The sequence below is a fragment of the Cellulomonas sp. Leaf334 genome (assembly GCF_001424195.1).
Taxonomy (GTDB): domain Bacteria; phylum Actinomycetota; class Actinomycetes; order Actinomycetales; family Cellulomonadaceae; genus Cellulomonas.
In genome coordinates this window covers 263,724-283,694 of sequence record NZ_LMOO01000008.1, presented here as the reverse complement: position 1 = coordinate 283,694, position 19,971 = coordinate 263,724, and the positions used below count along the sequence as shown (strand labels likewise).

The 19,971-nt window shown below is 70.6% G+C and carries 12 protein-coding genes and 2 pseudogenes; 12 read left to right on the top strand and 2 right to left on the bottom strand.

Annotation, left to right across the window (positions count from 1 at the left end; all coding sequences use genetic code 11):
- The first annotated feature begins 9 nt into the window (after nucleotides 1-9).
- The 6 genes and pseudogenes from ASF78_RS19410 to ASF78_RS23450 all read left to right on the top strand — a co-directional run bounded on the left by ASF78_RS19410 (nucleotide 10) and on the right by ASF78_RS23450 (nucleotide 11,287).
- A complete protein-coding gene (locus ASF78_RS19410; RefSeq protein WP_200940662.1) occupies nucleotides 10-486 on the top strand; it encodes a GNAT family N-acetyltransferase in 477 nt (158 codons plus the stop codon).
- 43 nt (nucleotides 487-529) lie between these two features.
- Entirely contained in the window at nucleotides 530-874 is a 345-nt protein-coding gene (locus ASF78_RS22115; protein WP_082495249.1) for a sigma factor, read from the top strand.
- 65 nt (nucleotides 875-939) lie between these two features.
- Nucleotides 940-1,812, top strand: a complete 873-nt coding sequence (locus tag ASF78_RS19400) for a hypothetical protein (protein ID WP_156374243.1) — start codon at nucleotides 940-942, stop codon at nucleotides 1,810-1,812.
- Nucleotides 1,813-2,037: 225 nt separating this feature from the next.
- Nucleotides 2,038-4,707, top strand: a pseudogene (locus ASF78_RS23460) (GDSL-type esterase/lipase family protein); the annotation flags it as partial.
- Between the two features lie 621 nt (nucleotides 4,708-5,328).
- Nucleotides 5,329-7,140: pseudogene (locus ASF78_RS23455) on the top strand (rhamnogalacturonan lyase); the annotation flags it as partial.
- A 640-nt stretch (nucleotides 7,141-7,780) separates the two neighbouring features.
- Nucleotides 7,781-11,287 carry a hypothetical protein gene (locus ASF78_RS23450; RefSeq protein WP_056593431.1) on the top strand — a complete coding sequence of 1,169 codons (3,507 nt, stop codon included), beginning with the start codon at nucleotides 7,781-7,783 and terminating at the stop codon, nucleotides 11,285-11,287.
- Nucleotides 11,288-11,460: 173 nt separating this feature from the next.
- Here the strand turns inward: ASF78_RS23450 and ASF78_RS19385 are convergent, their stop codons facing one another.
- Nucleotides 11,461-12,672: an alpha-hydroxy acid oxidase gene (locus tag ASF78_RS19385; protein WP_056593428.1), complete on the bottom strand. Its 1,212-nt coding sequence runs from the start codon at nucleotides 12,670-12,672 to the stop codon at nucleotides 11,461-11,463.
- A gap of 228 nt (nucleotides 12,673-12,900) precedes the next feature.
- Between ASF78_RS19385 and ASF78_RS19380 the strand changes: the two genes are divergently transcribed.
- The 6 genes from ASF78_RS19380 to ASF78_RS19355 all read left to right on the top strand — a co-directional run bounded on the left by ASF78_RS19380 (nucleotide 12,901) and on the right by ASF78_RS19355 (nucleotide 18,819).
- Entirely contained in the window at nucleotides 12,901-14,226 is a 1,326-nt protein-coding gene (locus tag ASF78_RS19380) for an ABC transporter substrate-binding protein (protein ID WP_056593426.1), read from the top strand.
- 197 nt (nucleotides 14,227-14,423) lie between these two features.
- Nucleotides 14,424-15,290, top strand: a complete 867-nt coding sequence (locus tag ASF78_RS19375; RefSeq protein ID WP_369816353.1) for a carbohydrate ABC transporter permease — start codon at nucleotides 14,424-14,426, stop codon at nucleotides 15,288-15,290.
- Nucleotides 15,290-16,201 carry a carbohydrate ABC transporter permease gene (locus tag ASF78_RS19370; protein ID WP_082495207.1) on the top strand — a complete coding sequence of 304 codons (912 nt, stop codon included), beginning with the start codon at nucleotides 15,290-15,292 and terminating at the stop codon, nucleotides 16,199-16,201. The genes ASF78_RS19375 and ASF78_RS19370 overlap by 1 nt, the downstream gene beginning before the upstream one ends.
- A 44-nt stretch (nucleotides 16,202-16,245) precedes the next feature.
- Complete coding sequence (locus ASF78_RS19365; RefSeq protein ID WP_082495206.1) at nucleotides 16,246-16,950, top strand: hypothetical protein; 705 nt, start codon at nucleotides 16,246-16,248, stop codon at nucleotides 16,948-16,950.
- A gap of 3 nt (nucleotides 16,951-16,953) precedes the next feature.
- Nucleotides 16,954-17,274 (top strand): hypothetical protein, encoded by a 321-nt coding sequence (locus tag ASF78_RS19360; RefSeq protein ID WP_056593420.1) that lies wholly within the window; start codon nucleotides 16,954-16,956, stop codon nucleotides 17,272-17,274.
- Between the two features lie 165 nt (nucleotides 17,275-17,439).
- On the top strand, nucleotides 17,440-18,819 hold the full coding sequence (locus ASF78_RS19355) for a hypothetical protein (protein WP_056593417.1): 1,380 nt from the start codon (nucleotides 17,440-17,442) through the stop codon (nucleotides 18,817-18,819).
- Here ASF78_RS19355 and ASF78_RS19350 read toward each other — a convergent pair.
- The gene (locus ASF78_RS19350) at nucleotides 18,806-19,822 is read right to left on the bottom strand and encodes an alpha/beta hydrolase (protein ID WP_056593415.1); all 1,017 of its coding nucleotides are present in this window, start codon (nucleotides 19,820-19,822) and stop codon (nucleotides 18,806-18,808) included. The two genes, ASF78_RS19355 and ASF78_RS19350, sit on opposite strands and share 14 nt — an antisense overlap.
- Nucleotides 19,823-19,971: the final 149 nt, after the last annotated feature.

Here is a 19,971-nt window from a genome sequence, read left to right as displayed (position 1 = left end):
TCGTTCGTCGTGATCCTGCGTGACTACGACGAGTCCGACGGCCCCGCGACGCTCGAGGTCTTCCGGCGCGCGATCCGCCGGACGGCCGCCCGCGACTACACGCCCGAGCAGGTCGCTGCCTGGGCGAGCGACGACATCGACCCGGACGGGTGGGCCGCCCGGCGCCGGTCGGCGCGCACCCGGGTCGCGGAGGTCGACGGCCGGGTCGCCGGGTTCACGGACGTCGACGAGCGCGGGTACGTCGACATGCTGTTCGTCGACCCGGCGGTCGCCCGACGCGGTGTGGCGACGGCGCTCCTCGGGTGGGCGACGGCGACGGCGCAGGAGCTGGGAGCCACGGAGCTGAGCACCCACGCGAGCCTGACCGCGCGCCCGTTCTTCGAGGCGCACGGGTTCGTGGTCGTCGTCGAGCAGCAGCCCGTGCTGCGTGGGGTCGCGCTCACGAACTTCGTGATGCGTCGCGCCCTCGAACCAGTCGGTGGCTGACAGTCAACCTGTGGCCGTCGGCGAGCGTGTAGAGAGTATGACCATGCCGATCGTCGCCGGACCCGTGGTCCCGGCAGAGCCCGTCGACGCGGACGACATCGTCGTGCTCGTCGCCCCGGCGGGCCGCGATGCCGAGTTCACGGCGTTCGTCCGGGCGGCGACACCAGCGCTGACGCGCACCGCGTGGCTGCTGTGCGGCGACGTGCACCAGGCCGACGAGCTCGTCCAGAGCGCGCTGGTGCGCACCTACCTGGCCTGGCCCCGTGCACGCGAGCGGGACCCGCTGGCCTACGCGCGGGTGGTCTACGTCGAGCAGCGTGAGACGCACGAGATCCCCGTGCAGCCGACGATCGAGATGGCCGGGTGCGTGGCGTGGGAGTCCTGCTGACTCCGGGCCGAAGGCCGCCCGTCACAGGGCTTCGCCCGTAGCCGCACCTGCGGCACCATCGGTGCATGTCCGTACGGTGGTGGGTGGCGGTGCCGGCGGTGGTGCTCGCGCTCGCGGGCTGCAGCGGGCCGACGCCGTCGACCACCCCCACGCCCCTCCCTGCCGACGTGCTCGCCGGGATCAGCGTCGAGCTCCGGCAGGGCCGCAGCACCTGGGCGGACCGCGTCGTGCAGGTGCGCGTGACCAACGCCGGACCGGGGGACGTGTCGGTGACAGGGGTGCGGCTGGCGACGCCGGACGTCGAGGGGGTCGCGTCGACCGACAAGGGCAGGATCCTGCGGGCCGGGGTGGACCGTGACTTCTCGGTGGCGCTGGGCGACCCGCTCTGCGACGAGCCGGGTTCGGGTCCGGCCACCGCGGAGGTCGACCTCACCGACGACGCGGGCCGGCGGTCGACGGTCGTCGCCGAGCCGACGGACCCGCAGGGGCACCTGGCACGGATCCACGGCGAGGACTGTGCGGCCGTCGCGGTAGCGGAGGGGGCGACGCTGACCCTCGCGGACACGATCACGACGAGCGACGTCGACGGGACCCTCGCCGCGCAGGTGCGGCTCGAGGCCGAGCCGGTGCCCGGTGGGCCGCGGGTGGAGGTCACGCAGGTGGACCGGACGGTGCTGTTCGCGCCGCCCGGGGGAGCCGTGAGCTGGCCGGTCGCGCTCGATACCGAGGACGGTGCGGGCGCCGTCAGCCTGCCGGCGGTCGCGGGGCGGTGCGACCTGCACGCCGTCGCGGACGACAAGCGCGGGACGTTCTTCGGCGTCCACGCGCGCGTCGACGGGGTGGCGCAGCCGGTGTTCTACCTGCCGTCCAGCGAGGCGTTGCGGTCCGCCCTGTTCAGTTTCATCCGGACGGCGTGCGGCGTGCCGACGGACGGGTGACGTCCGGCGCCGCCGCCCGAGGCGGCGGGGACCCGACCGGCCGCCACTGACCGCGTCGTTGTCGCCCGGTCCCGGAAAGACCGGGACGGCGAGCGCTTTCCCCAGTTTGCCCGAAACCCTTGCGCGACCCGGGATCGCGGCTGTACGAATGGTCCTGCTTGCGCCGGTGAATCGTTCCAAGGATCCAGCCGGTGTGCTCTCAACGACGAGACAAAGGGTGATGCCATGCGCTCGACGCGCGTGCACAACGGCAACCGACGGGCACTTCTGGCCGGGGCGGCCGCGGCCGCGCTGGTGGCCACGGCAGGGCTGCCCGCCCTGGCGGCGGACCCGCCCACCACGTGGAAGTTCGACCTGGGTACCGCGACGAGCCCGGTGGCCGACGGCTACCAGCAGGTGTCGGACGCGACCCGCTACAGCGCAGCCACCGGGTTCGGCATCGTGCCCGCCGACGGTGTCACCCCCATCTCGCGCGACCGCGGTGCGGAGGATCCCGCTGACCGCGACTTCGTGCTCGCCACCGCGTGGACGTTCGTCGTCGACGTGCCCAACGGCACCTACGACGTGACCGTCCGCTCGGGTGACCTGCTCGCGGGCAGCAGCACCACGAAGACCACCGTGACCCTGGAGGGCGCGGGCGGCGGCTCGCTGAGCAGCAAGGTCGCCACCGTGTCCGGCACCTGGCCGGCCACGGTCGCCGACGGCCAGCTCACGATCGGGGTCACCGGCACTGGTGCGGGCGGCTACGTGAGCTCGATCGTCGTCGCGCAGACGGGGACCGCCCCCGAGGAGCCGGAGCCCGGCACGTCGACGATCGCCGCGCCGACCTCTGTCCGGCTGGCCCACGTGACCTCGGACGCGGTCACGCTCCGCTGGAACGAGGTGGCGGGCGCCACCGGGTACGCGGTCTCGCGGTCCGACGCCGTCGACGGCACCTACACGGAGATCGCGCGGACCGCCGCGCGCGACGTGGTGACCACCGACCCCGTCGACACCTCGATCCTGCACTACTACCGCGTGCAGGCGATCGACGCGGCCGGGTTGTCCGTCCCGTCGGCGGCCGCGGTGAGCAGCCTGCCGGCCGCGCCGACGGTCCCGGCCGTCCTCGACTTCGACCTGGGCAGCGGAGCGCTCTCGCCCGGCACGACGAGGCTCGATGCCACCAGCGCGTACAGCGCGACCACGCGGTACGGCTTCGTCGACACCCGGGCCGTCACGGCGACGGATCGCGGCACGGCCGACGCGTTGCGCTCCGACTTCGTGAGCGTGGGCGACACCGAGCTCGTCGTCGACCTGCCGAACGGCGACTACACCGTGAGCCTGGTCGCGGGCGACGCCACCGAGGCGACCGACGTCGCGATCACCGCCGAGCAGATGGCGAAGGTCGCCGCGACGTCGAAGCCCGCGGGGCAGTTCCTCGAGATGTCGTTCGACATCGCGGTCGTCGACGGCCAGCTCAACCTCGAGCTCGCCGGCTCGGCGCCGAAGCTCAACCAGCTCCGGATCGCCGCGCAGAGCCCGCGGGCACCCGGCAGCGAGCCGACCGTCTGGGTCACGGGTGACTCGACCGTGCAGTCGTACACGGCGGACTACGCACCGCAGGCCGGCTGGGGCCAGATGCTCGACCGGTTCCTGTCCGACGACGTCACCGTGGACAACCGGGCCATCGGCGGGCGCTCGTCGAAGAACTTCATCAGCCAGGGCCGCCTGGACGAGGTGCTCCGCCTGGTCAAGCCCGGCGACTACCTGTTCGTCCAGTTCGGGCACAACGACGCCAGCTACGGGGTCGACGACCGGTTCGCCGCTCCCGACGACTACGCCGAGTACCTGCGCACGTTCGTCGACGGTGCCACGCAGCGCGGCGCGCAGCCCGTGCTCGTCACGCCGGTGTCCCGTCGCAGCTTCGATGCGGCGACCGGGAAGTTCAACGTCTCGTTCCCGGAGTACGTCGCCGCGGCGACCGCCCTGGCGACCGAGACCGGCACCCCGCTGGTCGACCTCTCGGCGTCGAGCCGTGCCTACCTCGACGAGATCGGTCCCGAGGCGTCGACGAGCGTGTTCCTGCACGTGCCCGCCGGGGTCTACCCGGGCCGCCCGAACGGCACGGTCGACGACACCCACTTCCAGGAGTACGGCGCCATCCAGCTGGCCCGCCTCGTCGCCGGCGACGTCGCCGACCTGGACATCCCCCTGGCCGACGAGGTGGTCGACGTCGCACCGCCCGCCGAGGTCCCGGCCGCACCGGCCGGTCTGGTCGCGGGCAGCGTCTCCAACGCCGGCGTGCAGCTGACCTGGACGCCGAGCGAGGGTGCAGACATCTACCAGGTGTTCCGCAAGGACGCCGCCGCCGGGGACGACGCGTACGCGCTCGTCGCCACCTCGACGCTGCCGCAGGCCGCGATCGGCGGGCTCGTCGAGGGCGCGTCGTACGACCTGCGGGTCGTGGCGGTCAACGGCCGCGGGCCGTCGGCACCGTCGGCGACCGTCCGGGTCACGACGAAGGCCGCGCTGTTCAAGTTCGACGTGCAGCTGGCCGGCAACCCGCTGATGCCGGGCTACACCGAGGTGAGCGAGCAGTCGGTGTACACCCCGGAGATCGGCTGGGGCTGGCTGGACCCGACCGGGATGGGAGGTCGTGACCGGGGGATCGGCTTCACGCCGCCGCCGAACGACCTGCAGCGCGACTTCCTGCTGCCGGGCACGCAGCACGTGTTCGCCGTCGACCTCCCCAACGGCAGCTACGCCGTCAAGACGTACAACGGCGACTGGATCGGCACCAGCCGCTCCAACGTGCAGCTCGAGGGCAAGGACTTCGGCGCCTCGAACGCGGGCCGCGGCGCCGTGTCGGAGAAGGTCAGCCAGCCCGTGCTGGTCACGGACGGGCAGCTGAACCTGGTGATGACGGGGACCTCGTCGCGGCTGAACGGCATCGAGATCACGCCGCTCCTGCTGGCCCCGAGCGCCCTCACGCTGGACGACCTCACCATCGACGGCACCGCAGTCGAGGTCGCCCTGAGCTGGACCGGGACGCCCGACGCCGCCGGCTACCGGGTGTACCGGACGGCGGCGGGAGCGGCTGCTCCGGTCGCGCTGGCCGACGTCACGACGACGACGTTCGTCGACACCACGCCGGACGTGGGGCTCGCGTACGGGTACCACGTCGTGGCCCTCGACCCGAGCGGCGTCGAGTCGGTTCCGACGGACACCCTCGACGTGACCACCGTGGACCTCGACGTCCCGACGGCCGCCGTGCCGACCGGGCTGCGCCTGGGCGCGGTGAACAAGAACGACGTCACCGTCCGATGGGACGCCGTCGACGGTGCGCTGTTCTACCAGGTGCTCCGCGAGGCGAAGGACGGGACGTTCGTCGTCGTCGGACGCGCTGACGGACCCACCTACACGGACACCACGGTGCTCACCACCATCGAGTACACGTACCGCGTGGCCTCGGTGAACGCCGGCGGGGTGTCGGCGTCGTCCGAGGCGATCACGACCCCTGCCGTCACCACCCTGGCACGGCAGGCCGAGCGGCTCGACCGCTCGCCCGTGGCCGTGCAGACCGACGCCGGCGTGTACCTCGGCTGGCGTCAGCTGGGCCTGGACCCCGACTCGATCGCGTTCCACGTGTACCGGGACGGCACCAGGATCACCGACGCGCCGATCACGACCAGCACCAACGTCCTCGACGAGGACGGAGCCGGTGACGACGTCTACCGGGTCAGCTCGGTGGTCGACGGCATCGAGCGCTGGGCCACCGCGGAGTTCCGCGTGTGGGACAGCCAGCACCTCGACGTGCCCCTGGACAAGCCGGCCGACGCGTATACCAAGGACGGTCAGCCGTACTCGTACCGGGCCAACGACGCGTCCGTCGGGGACCTCGACGGTGACGGGCAGTACGAGATCGTCGTCAAGTGGGACCCGTCCAACGCCAAGGACAACTCGCAGGGCGGCTACACGGGCAACGTGTACGTCGACGCGTACGAGCTGGACGGCACGCGACTGTGGCGGATCGACCTGGGCCACAACATCCGCGCCGGTGCGCACTACACCCAGGTCCAGGTGTTCGACCTGGACGGCGACGGGACGGCCGAGGTCAGCATGAAGACCGCGGACGGGACCGTCGACGGCGCGGGCACCGTGATCGGCGACGCGCGGGCGGACTACCGGAACAGTGGCGGTTACGTGCTCACCGGGCCGGAGTTCCTCACCGTGTTCTCCGGCGCGACCGGCGCAGCCGTCGACACGCTCGACTACACGCCCCCGCGCGGCGACGTCGGCGCCTGGGGCGACGCGTACGGCAACCGGGTCGACCGGTTCCTGGCCGGGGTCGCCTACCTCGACGGCGAGAAGCCCAGCGTCGTGTTCAGCCGCGGCTACTACACGCGGACCGTCGTGGTCGCCTACGACTTCGACGGGTCGTCCCTGAGCGAGCGCTGGACGTTCGACTCCGACGTCGCGGGCTCCGAGTACACCGGCCAGGGCAACCACAACCTGTCCGTGGCCGACGTCGACGGGGACCAGAAGGACGAGATCGTCTTCGGGTCCATGACGCTCGACGACGACGGGTCGGTGCTCTACAACACCGGCCTCGGGCACGGGGATGCGCTGCACCTGAGCGACCTCGACCCGAGCCGGCCCGGCCTCGAGGTGTTCGCGGCGCACGAGGACATGGGTGCGTCGGGCAACCTGGGCGCCACGTTCCGCGACGCCGCGACCGGCGAGGTGATCTGGTCGATGCCGGCCGTCGCCGACACCGGCCGTGCGGCGTCCGGCGACATCGACGCTGCGCACCCGGGTGCCGAGTCGTGGGCCGTGGTGTCCGACGGCGAGTGGAACTCGCCGGACGGCGAGCTGCGGGCCGCGGACGGCACCCTTCTCGGGACCACCATCCCGGCGGCGAACTTCCTGACCTGGTGGGACGGCGACCTCCTGCGGGAGATCGGCGACCACGACTACGACGAGACACTCGGGGCCGGGGTGCCGACGATCGCGAAGTGGGACGGGGACACCGGTACCTCGCAGGAGGTCTACCGGGCGACGGGCACCCTGTCGAACAACTCGACCAAGGGCACCCCGGCGCTCCAGGCCGACCTGTTCGGCGACTGGCGCGAAGAGCTGGTCACGCGTCTCGACGACTCCTCGGCCCTCCGGATCGCCACGACGGTGGACCTCACCGACCACCGGCTGCGCACGCTGCAGTCGGACCCGGTCTACCGCCTGGGCGTCGCGTGGCAGAACACCGGCTACAACCAGCCGCCGCACACGGGCTACTTCCTGGGTGAGGGCATGTCCACCCCGCCGTCTCCCAGCATCGTCTACACGGGTGCCGCGCCGGGCCCGGACGAGCGGGTTCCCGGACCGGCCACCGCCAAGCCCGCCAAGGGCGTCCTGTCCAGCGACAACTGGGACAAGGACAGCAGCTACACGGTCGCCCTGAACCTGTGGTGGGGCCAGAACGCCCAGTCCGTGACGCTGCTGGAGAACGGGGTCGAGGTCGCCACGCGGGACCTCGTCGACGCCACGCCGGCGGCCCAGTCGGCGGCCTTCCAGCTCACCGGGAAGCGCAACGGCACGTACGTCTACACCGCGGTGCTGACCAACCAGCACGGGTCGACGACGACGTCGGCGCTGACCGTCACGGTGACGGCGGCCAACCCCGGCACCCCGGCGCTCAGCCACGACAACTGGGACGGCGACGGGTCGTACACCCTCACCACCAACCTCTGGTGGGGCACCAACGCGACCGAGTACCGGCTGTACGAGGACGGGGTGCTCATCGACACCCGGTCGCTCACCGCCGACGGGTTCAACGCCCAGAAGGCCACCACCGAGGTGACCGGCCGGGCGGTCGGGACGCACGTCTACCGCGCGGAGCTGTCCAACCCCCTGGGCTCCACCAGCAGCTCCGACCTCCGGGTCACGGTCCGGCGCTGACCCAGCGCTACCCCCTTCCCACCGAAAGGTCACCATGCAGCTCCGCCGAACATCTGCCCTGGTCGCGGCCGCGGCACTGGCCCTCGCGGCCGTCCCGCTCGCCGCCGGACCGGCCGCCGCGGCCGGCCAGGACCACCTCTTCGACTTCCAGTGCGCGGGCAACCCCACCGCGCCCGGCCACACGGCCGTCTACCCGAACACCGCCTACAGCGCGTCGACCGGCTTCGGTCTCACCGTGCCCCTCGCGGCCAACGCCTGCCGTGACCGGGGCAGCGAGGACCCCGCCCTGCGGGACTTCATCCTGCCGCCGACGACGGGCTCGACGTTCGTCGCCGACGTGCCCGACGGCACCTACACGGTGATCCTGCGCACGGGCGACGGGATCGCGACGAGCAACACGGGCGCGACGGTCGGCGGCATCGCGGTGCCGGCCCGTCGCGCCGACGCCGGGGTCGTCGACGAGCGCGTCGTCGACGGCGTGCAGGTCACCGGCGGACAGCTGTCGATCGTCGTCACCGGCTCGTCGGCCCGCCTCAACTCGATCCAGATACTGCAGCCCGTCGAGTCACCGACCGGGGTGACCGCAGCCGTGACCGCCACGGCGACCGAGGCGTCCGTCGGGCTGACCTGGTCACCGGTCGAGGGCGCCGCGGGCTATCGCGTCTACCGCTCCGAGGTGGGCGGTACGGCCGTCGCCGTCGGCACCGTCGACCCCGCGACCCCCGCCTGGACCGACACCGACGTCCGTCTGGCCGAGCAGTACACCTACGCGGTGAGCACGGTCGGCGCGACGGGCCGCGAGAGCGCGCGCTCGGCCGAGGTGTCGGCCACCGTCGTCGACCCCGCCGTCGCACCCCCGGCGGTCCCCACCGGGCTGACGGGTGCCTGGGCTGCCGACGGCATCGCCCTGTCCTGGGCCGCGGTGCCCGGCGCCGTCGCCTACGACGTGTACCGCGCGCGCTCGGGCTTCGACCCGGTGGTGGTCGCGCGGACGACCGAGCGCACCTGGACGGACGCCACCGCGCAGGCGACCGTCGACTACGACTACCGTGTCGCGGCCGTCGGCCCGGGCGGCCGCAGCGCCGTCTCGCCGGTCCTCGAGATCGCCCGCTCCGTGCAGTTCGTGCGCGAGGCCGAGCGGCTGGACCGCGCACCCGTCGCCGTCGCGACGGACGGCGGGGTCTACGTCGGCTGGCGCCTGCTGGGTCTCGACGAGCAGGACCTGCCGTTCCACGTCTACCGCGACGGCGTGCGCGTCACGTCGACCCCCGTCACCGGCAGCACCAACGTGCTCGACCCGGCCGGCACGGCGACCTCGACCTACCGGGTCAGCACCGTCGTCGGCGGCATCGAGCGGTGGGCCACCCCGTCGTTCGAGGTGTGGGACCAGCAGACGCTCGACGTGCCGATCAGCAAGCCCGCCGACGGTGTCACGCCGGCCGGCGAGGCGTACACGTACCGCGCCAACGACGCCTCGATCGGCGACGTGGACGGCGACGGCCAGTACGAGATCGTCCTGAAGTGGGACCCGTCCAACTCCAAGGACAACTCGCAGGCCGGGTACACGGGCACCGTGTACGTCGACGCCTACGAGCTGGACGGCACGCAGCTCTGGCGGGTCGACCTCGGCCGCAACATCCGCGCCGGCGCGCACTACACGCAGCTGCAGGTGTTCGACCTGGACGGCGACGGGAAGGCCGAGGTCGCCATGAAGACGGCCGACGGCACGGTCGACGGCGTCGGCACGGTCATCGGCGACGCCGCGGCGGACTTCCGGAACGCCACCGGCTACGTCCTGGCCGGTCCCGAGTTCCTCACGGTGTTCGACGGCCTCACCGGTGCCGCGGTCGACACCATCGACTACACGCCGCCGCGCGGGAACGTCGGCGCGTGGGGCGACACGTACGGCAACCGCGTCGACCGGTTCCTCGCCGGGGTCGCGTACCTCGACGGCCAGCACCCGAGCCTCGTCGTCAGCCGTGGCTACTACACGCGGGCCGTCCTCGTCGCGTACGACTTCGACGGGGCCTCGCTGAGCCCGCGGTGGACGTTCGACTCCGACGTCGAGGGCAGCCAGTACCGCGGGCAGGGCAACCACAACCTGTCCGTGGCGGACGTCGACGGGGACCAGAAGGACGAGATCGTCTTCGGGTCCATGACCATCGACGACGACGGCACGGCGCTCTACACGACCGGCCTCGGCCACGGCGACGCCATGCACGTGTCCGACCTGGACCCGTCGCACCCCGGCCTCGAGGTGTTCGCGGCGCACGAGGACATGGCGTCGTCGCGCAACCGCGGCGCCACGTTCCGGGACGCGGACACGGGAGCCGTCCTGTGGTCGATCCCGGCCACCCGCGACACGGGCCGTGCGGCAGCGGGGGACATCGACCCGCGGCACCTCGGTGCCGAGGGCTGGGCCGTCGGCGGCGACGCCGCGTGGAACTCCCCGGTGGGCGAGCTCCGGACGGCGAAGGGCGAGCTCCTCTCGACGTCCATCCCGCGGGCCAACTTCCTGACCTGGTGGGACGGCGACCTGCTCCGGGAGGTCACGGACCACGACTACTCCGAGGCGACGGGGTCGGGTGTTCCGACGATCTCGAAGTGGGACTGGGAGACGTCGACGTCCGACGAGGTGTACCGGGCGACCGGCACCCTCACCGTCAACGGCACCAAGGGCAACCCGACCCTGCAGGCCGACCTGTTCGGCGACTGGCGCGAGGAGATCGTCACGCGTCTCGACGACTCCTCGGCCCTCCGGATCGCCGCCACGGTCGACCTCACCGACCACCGGCTGCGCACCCTGCAGTCCGACCCGGTGTACCGGCTCGGCGTCTCGTGGCAGAACACGGCCTACAACCAGCCGCCGCACACGTCGTACTACCTGGGCGAGGGCATGACCACGCCGCCGGCGCCGGCCATCGCGTACACGCAGCCGCTCCCCGTGGGCGACCGCGTGCCCGGACCCGCCACCGGCAAGCCCGGAGCCGGGGTCCTGTCCAGTGACAACTGGGACGGAGACGGCACCTTCAAGGTGTCGATGAACCTGTGGTGGGGCCAGAACGCGCAGTCGGTGACGTTCTACGAGAACGGTGTCGCGCTGGGGACGCAGGACCTGGTCGACGCCACCCCGGCCGCGCAGGCCGCTGCCCTCCAGGTGGCCGGCCGGACGAACGGCACCTATGTGTACACGGCGGTGCTCACCAACCAGCACGGGAGCACGACGACCTCGCCGCTCACGGTGACGGTGAACAAGGCGAACCCCGCGACGCCGGTCCTCAGCCACGACAACTGGGACGGTGACGGCACGTACACGCTGACCACCAACCTGTGGTGGGGCACGAATGCCACCGAGTACCGGCTGTACGAGGACGGCGTCCTCATCGACACGCAGTCGCTCGTCGCCAACGGGTTCAACGCCCAGCAGGCGGTCACCACGGTCACCGGGCGGCCCGTCGGGACGCACGTGTACCGCGCCGAGCTGTCGAACGCGCAGGGGTCGAGCACCAGCCCGGAGGTGAAGGTCAAGGTCACCCGCTGACCTGCCCGACGCGACGGCCGCCCCGCACACCGGGGGCGGCCGTCGCCGCACCCGCAACGTCCGCACTCGCGCGTGCTGGAGCCCGCACGAACGCGGACGTCCCACCCACCCACAGCGCAACGTCCGCACTCGATCGGGCTCCGGGCCCATCGAGTGCGGACGTTGCGGGTGGGTCAGGGGAGGCGGACGTGCTGGGGGCCCAGCTCCTTGACGGTGGAGACGCCGAGCAGCGCCATGGTGCGGCGGACCTCGCGCTCGAGGATCTCGACGGCGCGGTCGACGCCGCGCTCGCCGCCGGCCATGAGGCCGTACAGGTAGGCGCGCCCGACCAGCGTCGCGTCGGCACCGAGCGCGAGGGCGGCGACGACGTCGGCGCCGGACAGGATGCCGGTGTCGACCCAGACCTGGGTGCGGTCCCCGACGGCCTCGGCGACGTCGGGCAGGAGGCGCAGCGGCACGGGGGCGCGGTCGAGCTGGCGGCCGCCGTGGTTGGACAGCACGACGGCGTCGGCCCCGGCGTCGGTGACGCGGCGGGCGTCCTCGACGGTCTGGATGCCCTTGATGATCAGGGGCCCGTCCCAGGACGCGCGAATCCACTCCAGGTCCGCGATCGTCATGGTCGGGTCGAAAAGCTTGTCCAGCAGGTCCGCGACGGTTCCCGACCAAGAGGACAGCGACGCGAAGGTCAGCGGCTCGGTGGTCAGCAGGTTCATCCACCAGGCGGGGTGGGTGGCGGCGTCCACGACGGTCTTGACGGTCAGCGCCGGGGGGATCGAGAAGCCGTTGCGTGCGTCGCGCAGCCGGGCGCCGGCGACCGGCACGTCGACGGTGAGCATGAGCGCCTCGTACCCGGCGGCCTTGGCGCGGGCCATGAGGTCCTCACCGGCGGAGCGGTCCTTCCAGACGTACAGCTGGAACCACTTGCGCGCGTCCGGGCCGGCCTTCGCGACCTCCTCGATGGACGTCGTGCCCATCGTGGACAGCGCGTACGGGATGCCGCGGCGCTGCGCCACGCGGACCACCGCGCGCTCGCCCTCGTGGTTCATCATCCGCGTGAACCCGGTCGGGGCGAACGCGAACGGCAGGGCGGACGCGGTGCCGATCATGTCGGTCGTCGGGTCGACGTGGGACACGTCGTGCAGGATCGACGGCTGGAACTCGAGCTCACGGAACAGGTGCCGGGCGCGGCGCAGGCTGATCTCGGCCTCGGCGGCGCCGTCGGTGTAGTCGAAGACCGAGCGGGGTGTGCGCTTGCGGGCCAGGGTCCGCAGGTCGGCGATGGTCAGCGCGTCCGCGAGGCGACGCTCGGTGCCGTTCAGGACCAGGGGCTTGGGTCGCATCAGCGGCTTGAGCTCGGACCACGAGGGGATCTGACGGTCGGTCACCGGGGGCTCCAGGGTGTGTGGCGCATCGTCGGGCAGCACAGGATTGAAACGATACATTATCGTGGGCGCCGCCCGGTGGACAGGGCGGCGGGCTGGGTCGAGTCTGGCACTGTGACGCGGAGCACAACGTCTTTGTAACGATTCAGTGAGATTCGTTGACAGCCGCTCGAACGCTCGCCTAACGTCCGGAATGCGCTTTCACACCCCGAGCAAGGAGGCTCAACGACGATGAAGCGAATCATCTGGAAGACAGCCGCTGTAGCAGCCGTCGCCGCCCTCGCCCTGACCGCCTGCTCGTCTGGCGACTCCGGCGAGACCGAGCCCACGGCCAGCTCCACCGGTCCTGACACGTCCGAAGTGACCCTGAACTTCACCTGGTGGGGCAACGACGACCGCGCCGCCCGGTACAACGAGGCTCTCGCGCTCTTCGAGGAGAAGTACCCGTACATCACGGTCCAGACCAGCTTCGCTGCGTTCCCGGACTACTGGACCGCGCGCTCCACCGAGGCCGCCGGTCGCTCCCTCCCGGACGTCATGCAGTTCGACCTGTCGTACCTGCGTGAGTTCAACCAGAACGGCCAGCTGCTCGACCTGCAGGAGTGGGTCGACAACGGCACGATCAACCTGGACGGCTTCGACGAGACGCTCACCACGGCGGGCGTCCTCGAGGACAAGATGATCGGCATCCCGACGTCGACCAACACGTTCGCGATGTTCCAGAACCCCAACGTGATCGAGCAGACCGGGGCGACGTTCCCCGACGAGGCCGAGTACACGTGGGAGGACTACAACGAGTTCATCGCCGAGGTCTCCGGCGCCGGCGAGACGACGGCCGACGGCTACGCGCTGTACGGCGCGGTCGACTACACCGGCACCTTCTGGTTCTTCATCCAGTGGCTGCTGCAGAAGGGCGTCACGCCCTTCGAGGACGACGGCACCTTCGGCTTCGACGAGGCCGACGTCACCGAGTTCCTCGACCTGACGGCCGACCTGCGGGCCGACAAGGCGGTCTTCCCCGTCGACCGCAACGTCTCGCTCGCACCCAAGGGCGGCTTCACGGTCAACGAGACCGCGTCCGAGATGAGCTGGGACAACTTCCTGGCCGGCTACGTCGCCGACTCGGGCACGGACAACCTCGCGATGGCGCAGATCCCGTCGATCGAGGCCGGCGAGAAGGCTCTGTTCTTCAAGCCGTCCATGCTGCTGTCCTCGGGCGCCAACACGGAGTACCCCGAGCAGGCCGCGACGCTGATCAACTTCCTGCTCACGGACCCCGAGGTCGGGACGATCTTCGGCACCTCGAAGGGTGTCCCGGCGGACGCCGCCCAGCGCGCCGCCGTCGACACCACCGAGGGCAGCGTCGACGCCCAGGTGATCGCGTACGAGGAGGCGGTCGCCGAGCAGGTGACCGAGTCCACCCCGATCCCGGTCAAGGGCTTCGGCACCATCGAGGCCAAGTGGCGGACCCTCGCCGAGGAGCTCGCCTACGGCACGCTCACCGTGGACGAGTTCGCCGAGCAGTGGTTCGCGGAGGCTGAGCTCTCCACCCAGTGACACCGGTGGTGGGCCGCCCGTCGGCACGGCGGGCGGCCCACCCCACCGCGTAAGGACGACCGGTCCGTACGCTCCAGCACTCTAAGAAACCCGACGAACGGATCACGCTCGTGACCCTCACTGCTGAGGCTCCGACAACGGGCCCCTCGACGGCCGCGCACACCGCGGCCCGCAAGCGCCGCAAGCGGACCGAGTCCCTGGCCGGCTACGCCTTCCTGAGCCCCTGGTTGCTCGGCTTCGTCCTGCTCACGGCCGGCCCCATGATCGCCTCGCTGTACCTGGCGTTCACGAACTACAACCTGTTCGCGCCGCCCGAGTGGATCGGCCTGGAGAACTTCACACGTCTGTTCTCCGACCCGAACTACCAGCAGGCGTGGAAGGTCACCCTCACCTACGTCGTGCTGGGAACCCCGATCAAGCTGCTCGCCGCGCTGGCCGTGGCGATGCTCCTGAACAACGCGTTCAGCGGCAAGGGTTTCTACCGGTCCTCGTTCTACGCACCCTCGCTGATCGGGGCCTCGGTCTCCATCGCGATCGTGTGGAAGGCGATGTTCATCGACAACGGCATCGTCGACCAGGTCCAGCAGTTCTTCGGCTTCCCCGCCGGCGGCTGGGTCGGTGACCCCGAGCGCACGATGCCGATGCTCATCCTGCTGACCGTCTGGCAGTTCGGGGCGCCCATGGTCATCTTCCTGGCGGGGCTCAAGCAGATCCCGCAGGAGCTGTACGAGGCCGCGTCGGTCGACGGCGCCGGGCCCTCGCGCAAGTTCCGCCAGATCACGCTCCCGATGCTCTCGCCGGTGATCTTCTTCAACCTGCTGCTCGAGATGATCCACGCGTTCCAGATCTTCGCGTCGGCCTTCATCATCTCCAACGGCACCGGCGGTCCCGCCCGGTCGACGCTCTTCTACACGCTCTACCTCTACTTCCGCGGCTTCCAGGACTTCCAGATGGGCTACGCCTCGGCGATGGCCTGGATCCTCGTGATCGTCGTCGGCGCACTCGCGGCCGTCTTCTTCTGGAGCTCGAAGCGTTGGGTCCACTACTCCGGGGAGGGGAAGTGATGAGCACCGTCACGTCGACGTCCGACCACATCGTCAGCACGCAGGACAGCGCGCGGCTGCGGCAGTCCACCAAGAACCGGAAGCGCGGACGGGCCCTGGTCTTCCACCTGTGCTCGCTCGCCCTGATCGTGATCGTGCTCTACCCCGCGGTGTGGATGCTGATGTCGTCGTTCAAGCCGTCGAGCGAGATCGTCGGCAACGTCAGCCTCATCCCCGCCGACTTCACGCTCGCCAACTTCCAGAAGGCCATCGAGGGCATCGGCGGCGTCTCGTTCTGGACGTTCTTCATGAACTCCGTGATCCTGGCCGTCGGCTCCGTCATCGGGATCACGCTGTCCTGCTCGATCAGCGCCTACGCGTTCGCCCGGATCGACTTCCCCGGCCGGAACATCTTCTTCGCGCTCATGATCGGCACGCTCCTGCTGCCGTTCCACGTCGTGATCATCCCGCAGTACATCGTGTTCAACCGGCTCGGCCTGGTCGACACCTTCGTGCCGCTGCTGATCGGCAAGTTCCTGGCCGCCGAGGCGTTCTTCGTCTTCCTCATGGTCCAGTTCATGCGCAACCTGCCGCGTGAGCTCGACGAGGCGGCACGCATCGACGGCGCCGGGCACGTGCGGATCTTCCGCTCGATCATGCTCCCGCTGATGAAGCCCGCGCTGGTCACCAGCTCGATCTTCGCGTTCATCTGGTCCTGGAACGACTTCTTCGGACCACTGCTGTACCTGAAGAAGCCCGACCTGTACTCGCTGCCCATCGCGCTGCGGCTCTTCGTCGACCAGACCACGACCTCCGACTACGGCGCCCAGATGGCCATGGCCGTCCTCGCCCTCGTCCCGGTCATGCTCTTCTTCCTCGTGTTCCAGCGCTACCTCGTCGAAGGCGTGGCGACGCAGGGGCTCAAGGGCTGATGGGCGTTTCCGCAGGGCGGCAGGAGCATGTCAGCCTGGGAGGCATGAGCACCCCGCTTCCCGACGACGACTCCCGCCGCCCGGCGGACGCACCGCAGGGCTCCGACGACGTCACAGCACGTCCCGACGACGTCACGACGGGTCCCGACGGCGACGCGACGCCCGGTCCCGACCAGAAGCCGCTGCTCGGCGGCGGGCGGTTCGGGCTGTTCAGCGAGGCGCTCCTGGTCGGCCTCGGCGTCTCGGTGCTGAGCCTCCCGGTCATCACGGCCGTCCCCGCGCTCGCCGCCGGGGTGTCCCACGTCCGCCGTCACCTCGACGGTCGGCCCGACACCGTCGCCGCGCTCTGGGAGGACTTCAAGGCTGCCTGTCGCGGCGTCTGGCTCGTCTCGATCGGCATGCCGGTCCTCCTGCTCGTCCTGCTGTTCAACCTGCAGCTCATCGGCGTCGGCGGGATGCCCGGCGGGACCGGGGTCCGGATAGCAACCGTGTTCCTGGTCGCCGTCCTGCTCGTCGTCGTGCTCCGCTCCGCGGCCGGCTGGTCACCCCGCGCGCGGTGGGGGACCGTCGTGCAGACCGCCGCCAAGCGCGCCGGTGACGACCTCACCGGCACATTCCTGCTGATCGTCGCCCTCGGGCTGTGCGCGGTGATGGTCTGGATGCTCGCGCCGCTCGCCGTGATCGTCCCGGGTCTGCTGTCGCTGGCAGTCGTCGCCATCGAGCACCGCGCGACCGTCCGTCAGGGCTAGCGAGTGTCGAGTCTCGAGCTCTCGGATCGTTGGTCGGGTCTCGACGAATCGACTGACCAGGTCGAGGCCAGTCGGGCGAGGATCCTTGCCGAGCTGCACCGGGAGCTCGGCGAGTCGCACGAGCTGTTCGACCAGGTCGTGCGGGTCGAGGCGTTCTTCGAGGCCAGCGACGACGTCATCGTCAGCCTCGTGGACCACACCTTCGCGCTCGTGCACCCGACGTACTCAGGTAGGCGCGAGACCCCACCGTGGCCGCTGGCTCGGCGACTCGGGACCAGGGCGGAAGCCTCAGTAGCGATCGCGCGGTGGGAGTGCGACTGGTGATGGAAACGCCCGGGGCCGATCACGCCATGGGACCTCGGCCGTTCACTTGGGCAGCCCGACCACGGGAGTCCTGACCGACATGCGGATGGCTGTAATTCGCCTGCGCCTGCTCTTCTCAGTTGCTCGTGGCTAATCTCTAGGGAAGCCCGAGCGAAGGAGCTCACCGTGGTCGAGGAGAACTGGCACGAGGCGAGGTTGATCCCGACGTCGGGAATCAACGGCGCCGACGAGCAAGAACGTCGAGCCACGTCGGCCCTGCTGGCTGTGATGTGCGCCGTTCGTGAGTACGGGCGATCGTTGACCAAGCCGTTCGGTGCGCCGGCCGGTGCTGTCGAGGCCTATATCGAAGTGCCGTTCATGCTCGGAGAGTCGCGCCTCTATCCAGACGGACTGATAAGAGTCAAACGCGGTCAGAAGGCCTGGACTGCTCTCATCGAGGTCAAGACAGGTGGCAATGCGCTGGCCGTTCCCCAGATCGAGTCCTACCTCGACATCGCGCGTGAGCAAGGCTTTGACGCCGTCATCACGATCTCGAACCAGATTCCAGCCGTCGCGGGTCAGCACCCCACGAAGGTCGACAAACGCAAGTTGCGGAAAGTCGAACTTCACCACCTGTCCTGGACGCAGGTGTTGGCCGAAGCCGTGATGCAGAAGGAGTTCCGCGGCGTCGCGGATCCTGACCAGGCTTGGATTCTTGGAGAACTCATCCGATATCTCGAGCATCCACGCTCCGGCGCCCTCGAGTTCGACGACATGGGCGAAAGCTGGGTCGCCGTTCGAGAATCCGTGCGCGCAGGTACCCTCCGCGCGACCGACAAGGGTGTCACCGAGGTCGCCGCGAGGTTCGACGCACTTCTGAGGTTCTCGTGCTTGACGCTCGGCCGACAGCTCGGAGCCGAGGTCGTACCCGTCCTGTCACGGAAGGAGCAGGCCGAGCCGCACCTGCGGACGCAGTCCCTGGTTGCGGGGTTGGTGTCGTCGGGTCAATTGGCAGGTGCGGTGCGCATACCTGGGACGGCGGGGGATCTCGTGATCACAGCGGACCTTCGGGCGAGCACAGTCACGTGCCACATCGACATCGACTCCCCGCGAGAGGGGCGGCCGACGACCCGGGTCAACTGGCTCGCTCGGCAGCTCAAGAACGCGCCCGAGACGGTGAGGGTCGAAGCCTTCGTCATGCACGCCCGTGGGCCTGGGGCGGCTGAGCTGTTGCGCGTGGTCCGGGAGAACCCGTCAGCTCTCGTCGTCGACCCGGCGCGCGAGATCAAGTCGTTCCGCGTCGCAAACTCTGTCGCGATGGGATCCAAGCGCGGCCGCGGCAGGGGTGCGTTCATCGACTCCGTCCTTGCCGCGGTGGACGTCTTCTACATCGAGGTGGTCCAACAGTTGAAAGCATGGGCCGCCACGCCACCACGCCTTCGACCCGAGCTCACCAAGGACGCTTCCGAGCAGGACGTGCCGCCGTCGCTCGTGTCCACGGCTCTTTCGTCACAGGACGGTGCGGAAGAGCCGACGCCGCTGGAGCCTGTTGCTACGGCTGACTAGCCCGCGGGGGCAGGCCCGCGATGAACCGCTGGATCGCGGCCAGCGCCTCCTGGCCTGCGTCGGTGCCGAGCCGGAACTGGTACTGGTGCCCCAGGGGCGGCACGTGGTCGGCGTCGAAGAGGAGGGTCTCGTGCGGGACGCCGAGCCTCTCGAGCGTGGCGATCAGCGACAGGGTGTGGCCGAGCCCAGGATCGGCGTTGCCGCAGGAGACGAACGTCGGTGGGAAGTCGGCGGTCAGGTGCTCGACGACGGAGATGCCGGAGAAGCGCGCGTCGTCGAGGTAGTTCAGGGTGCCGGTGAACGAGCGCATCACCGAGTCGACGAACCAGCGGTTCGGACCGCGGAGCCCGCGGGCGAGTGACATGTCGAACGCCCCGCAGAAGAGCACCGTCCCGGCGAGCTGGTCGGGGGTGATCCGCGGGTGGGCATCGATCGAGTCGGCGTACGCCGGGCTGGTCACCATGCCTGCGACCTGGGCGCTGATCTGGGCGCCCGCCGAGTCGCCTGCCAGGACCAGGCGTCGTGCGTCGACGCCGAGCTCGTCGGCGTGCTCGGTGAGGTAGGCGAGGGCGTCGAGCAGCTGCAGCGCGGCGGTCGGGTAGGTGGCGCGCGGGGAGATCGAGTAGCCGACCCCGACCACCGTGCACCCCCCGCCGGCAATGACCCGCAGGTAGTTGGCGATGTGGTCCTTGCTGCCCGACAGCCACGCGCCCCCGTGCACCCAGACGATCGTCGGGAGCCCGGTCCCGGAGGTCGCGGACCGGTGCACGTCGAGGCGGGCGTCGGGGTCGTCGTCGCGGTAGGGGATGTCCAAGGTGGAGACCACGTGCCCGGGGACGAACGGTGCGGTCGCGGTCAGCCGCTCGGCGCCGTTGCGGTCGAACCGGCGGCGGATCACCACCGACGCCGGCTTGGGGCTCAGGTAGGAGGCCACCCCGACGCCCACCAGCCCGGCGGCGACGAGCCCGACCAGCCAGCCGATCGCGAGCCCGAGGCGCCTCATCCTCCGATCGTCGCACCAGGGTGCGCCGATCACGACGGCGAGCGCCGGAGCCCGCCAGAACCAGCCGCTCTGGTGACGCGAGTGCCGGGTGGGATGGGTGTCGCGCCCCACCGGTCCCATCCGCCACAGGAGCGGCTGGGTCGGGCGTG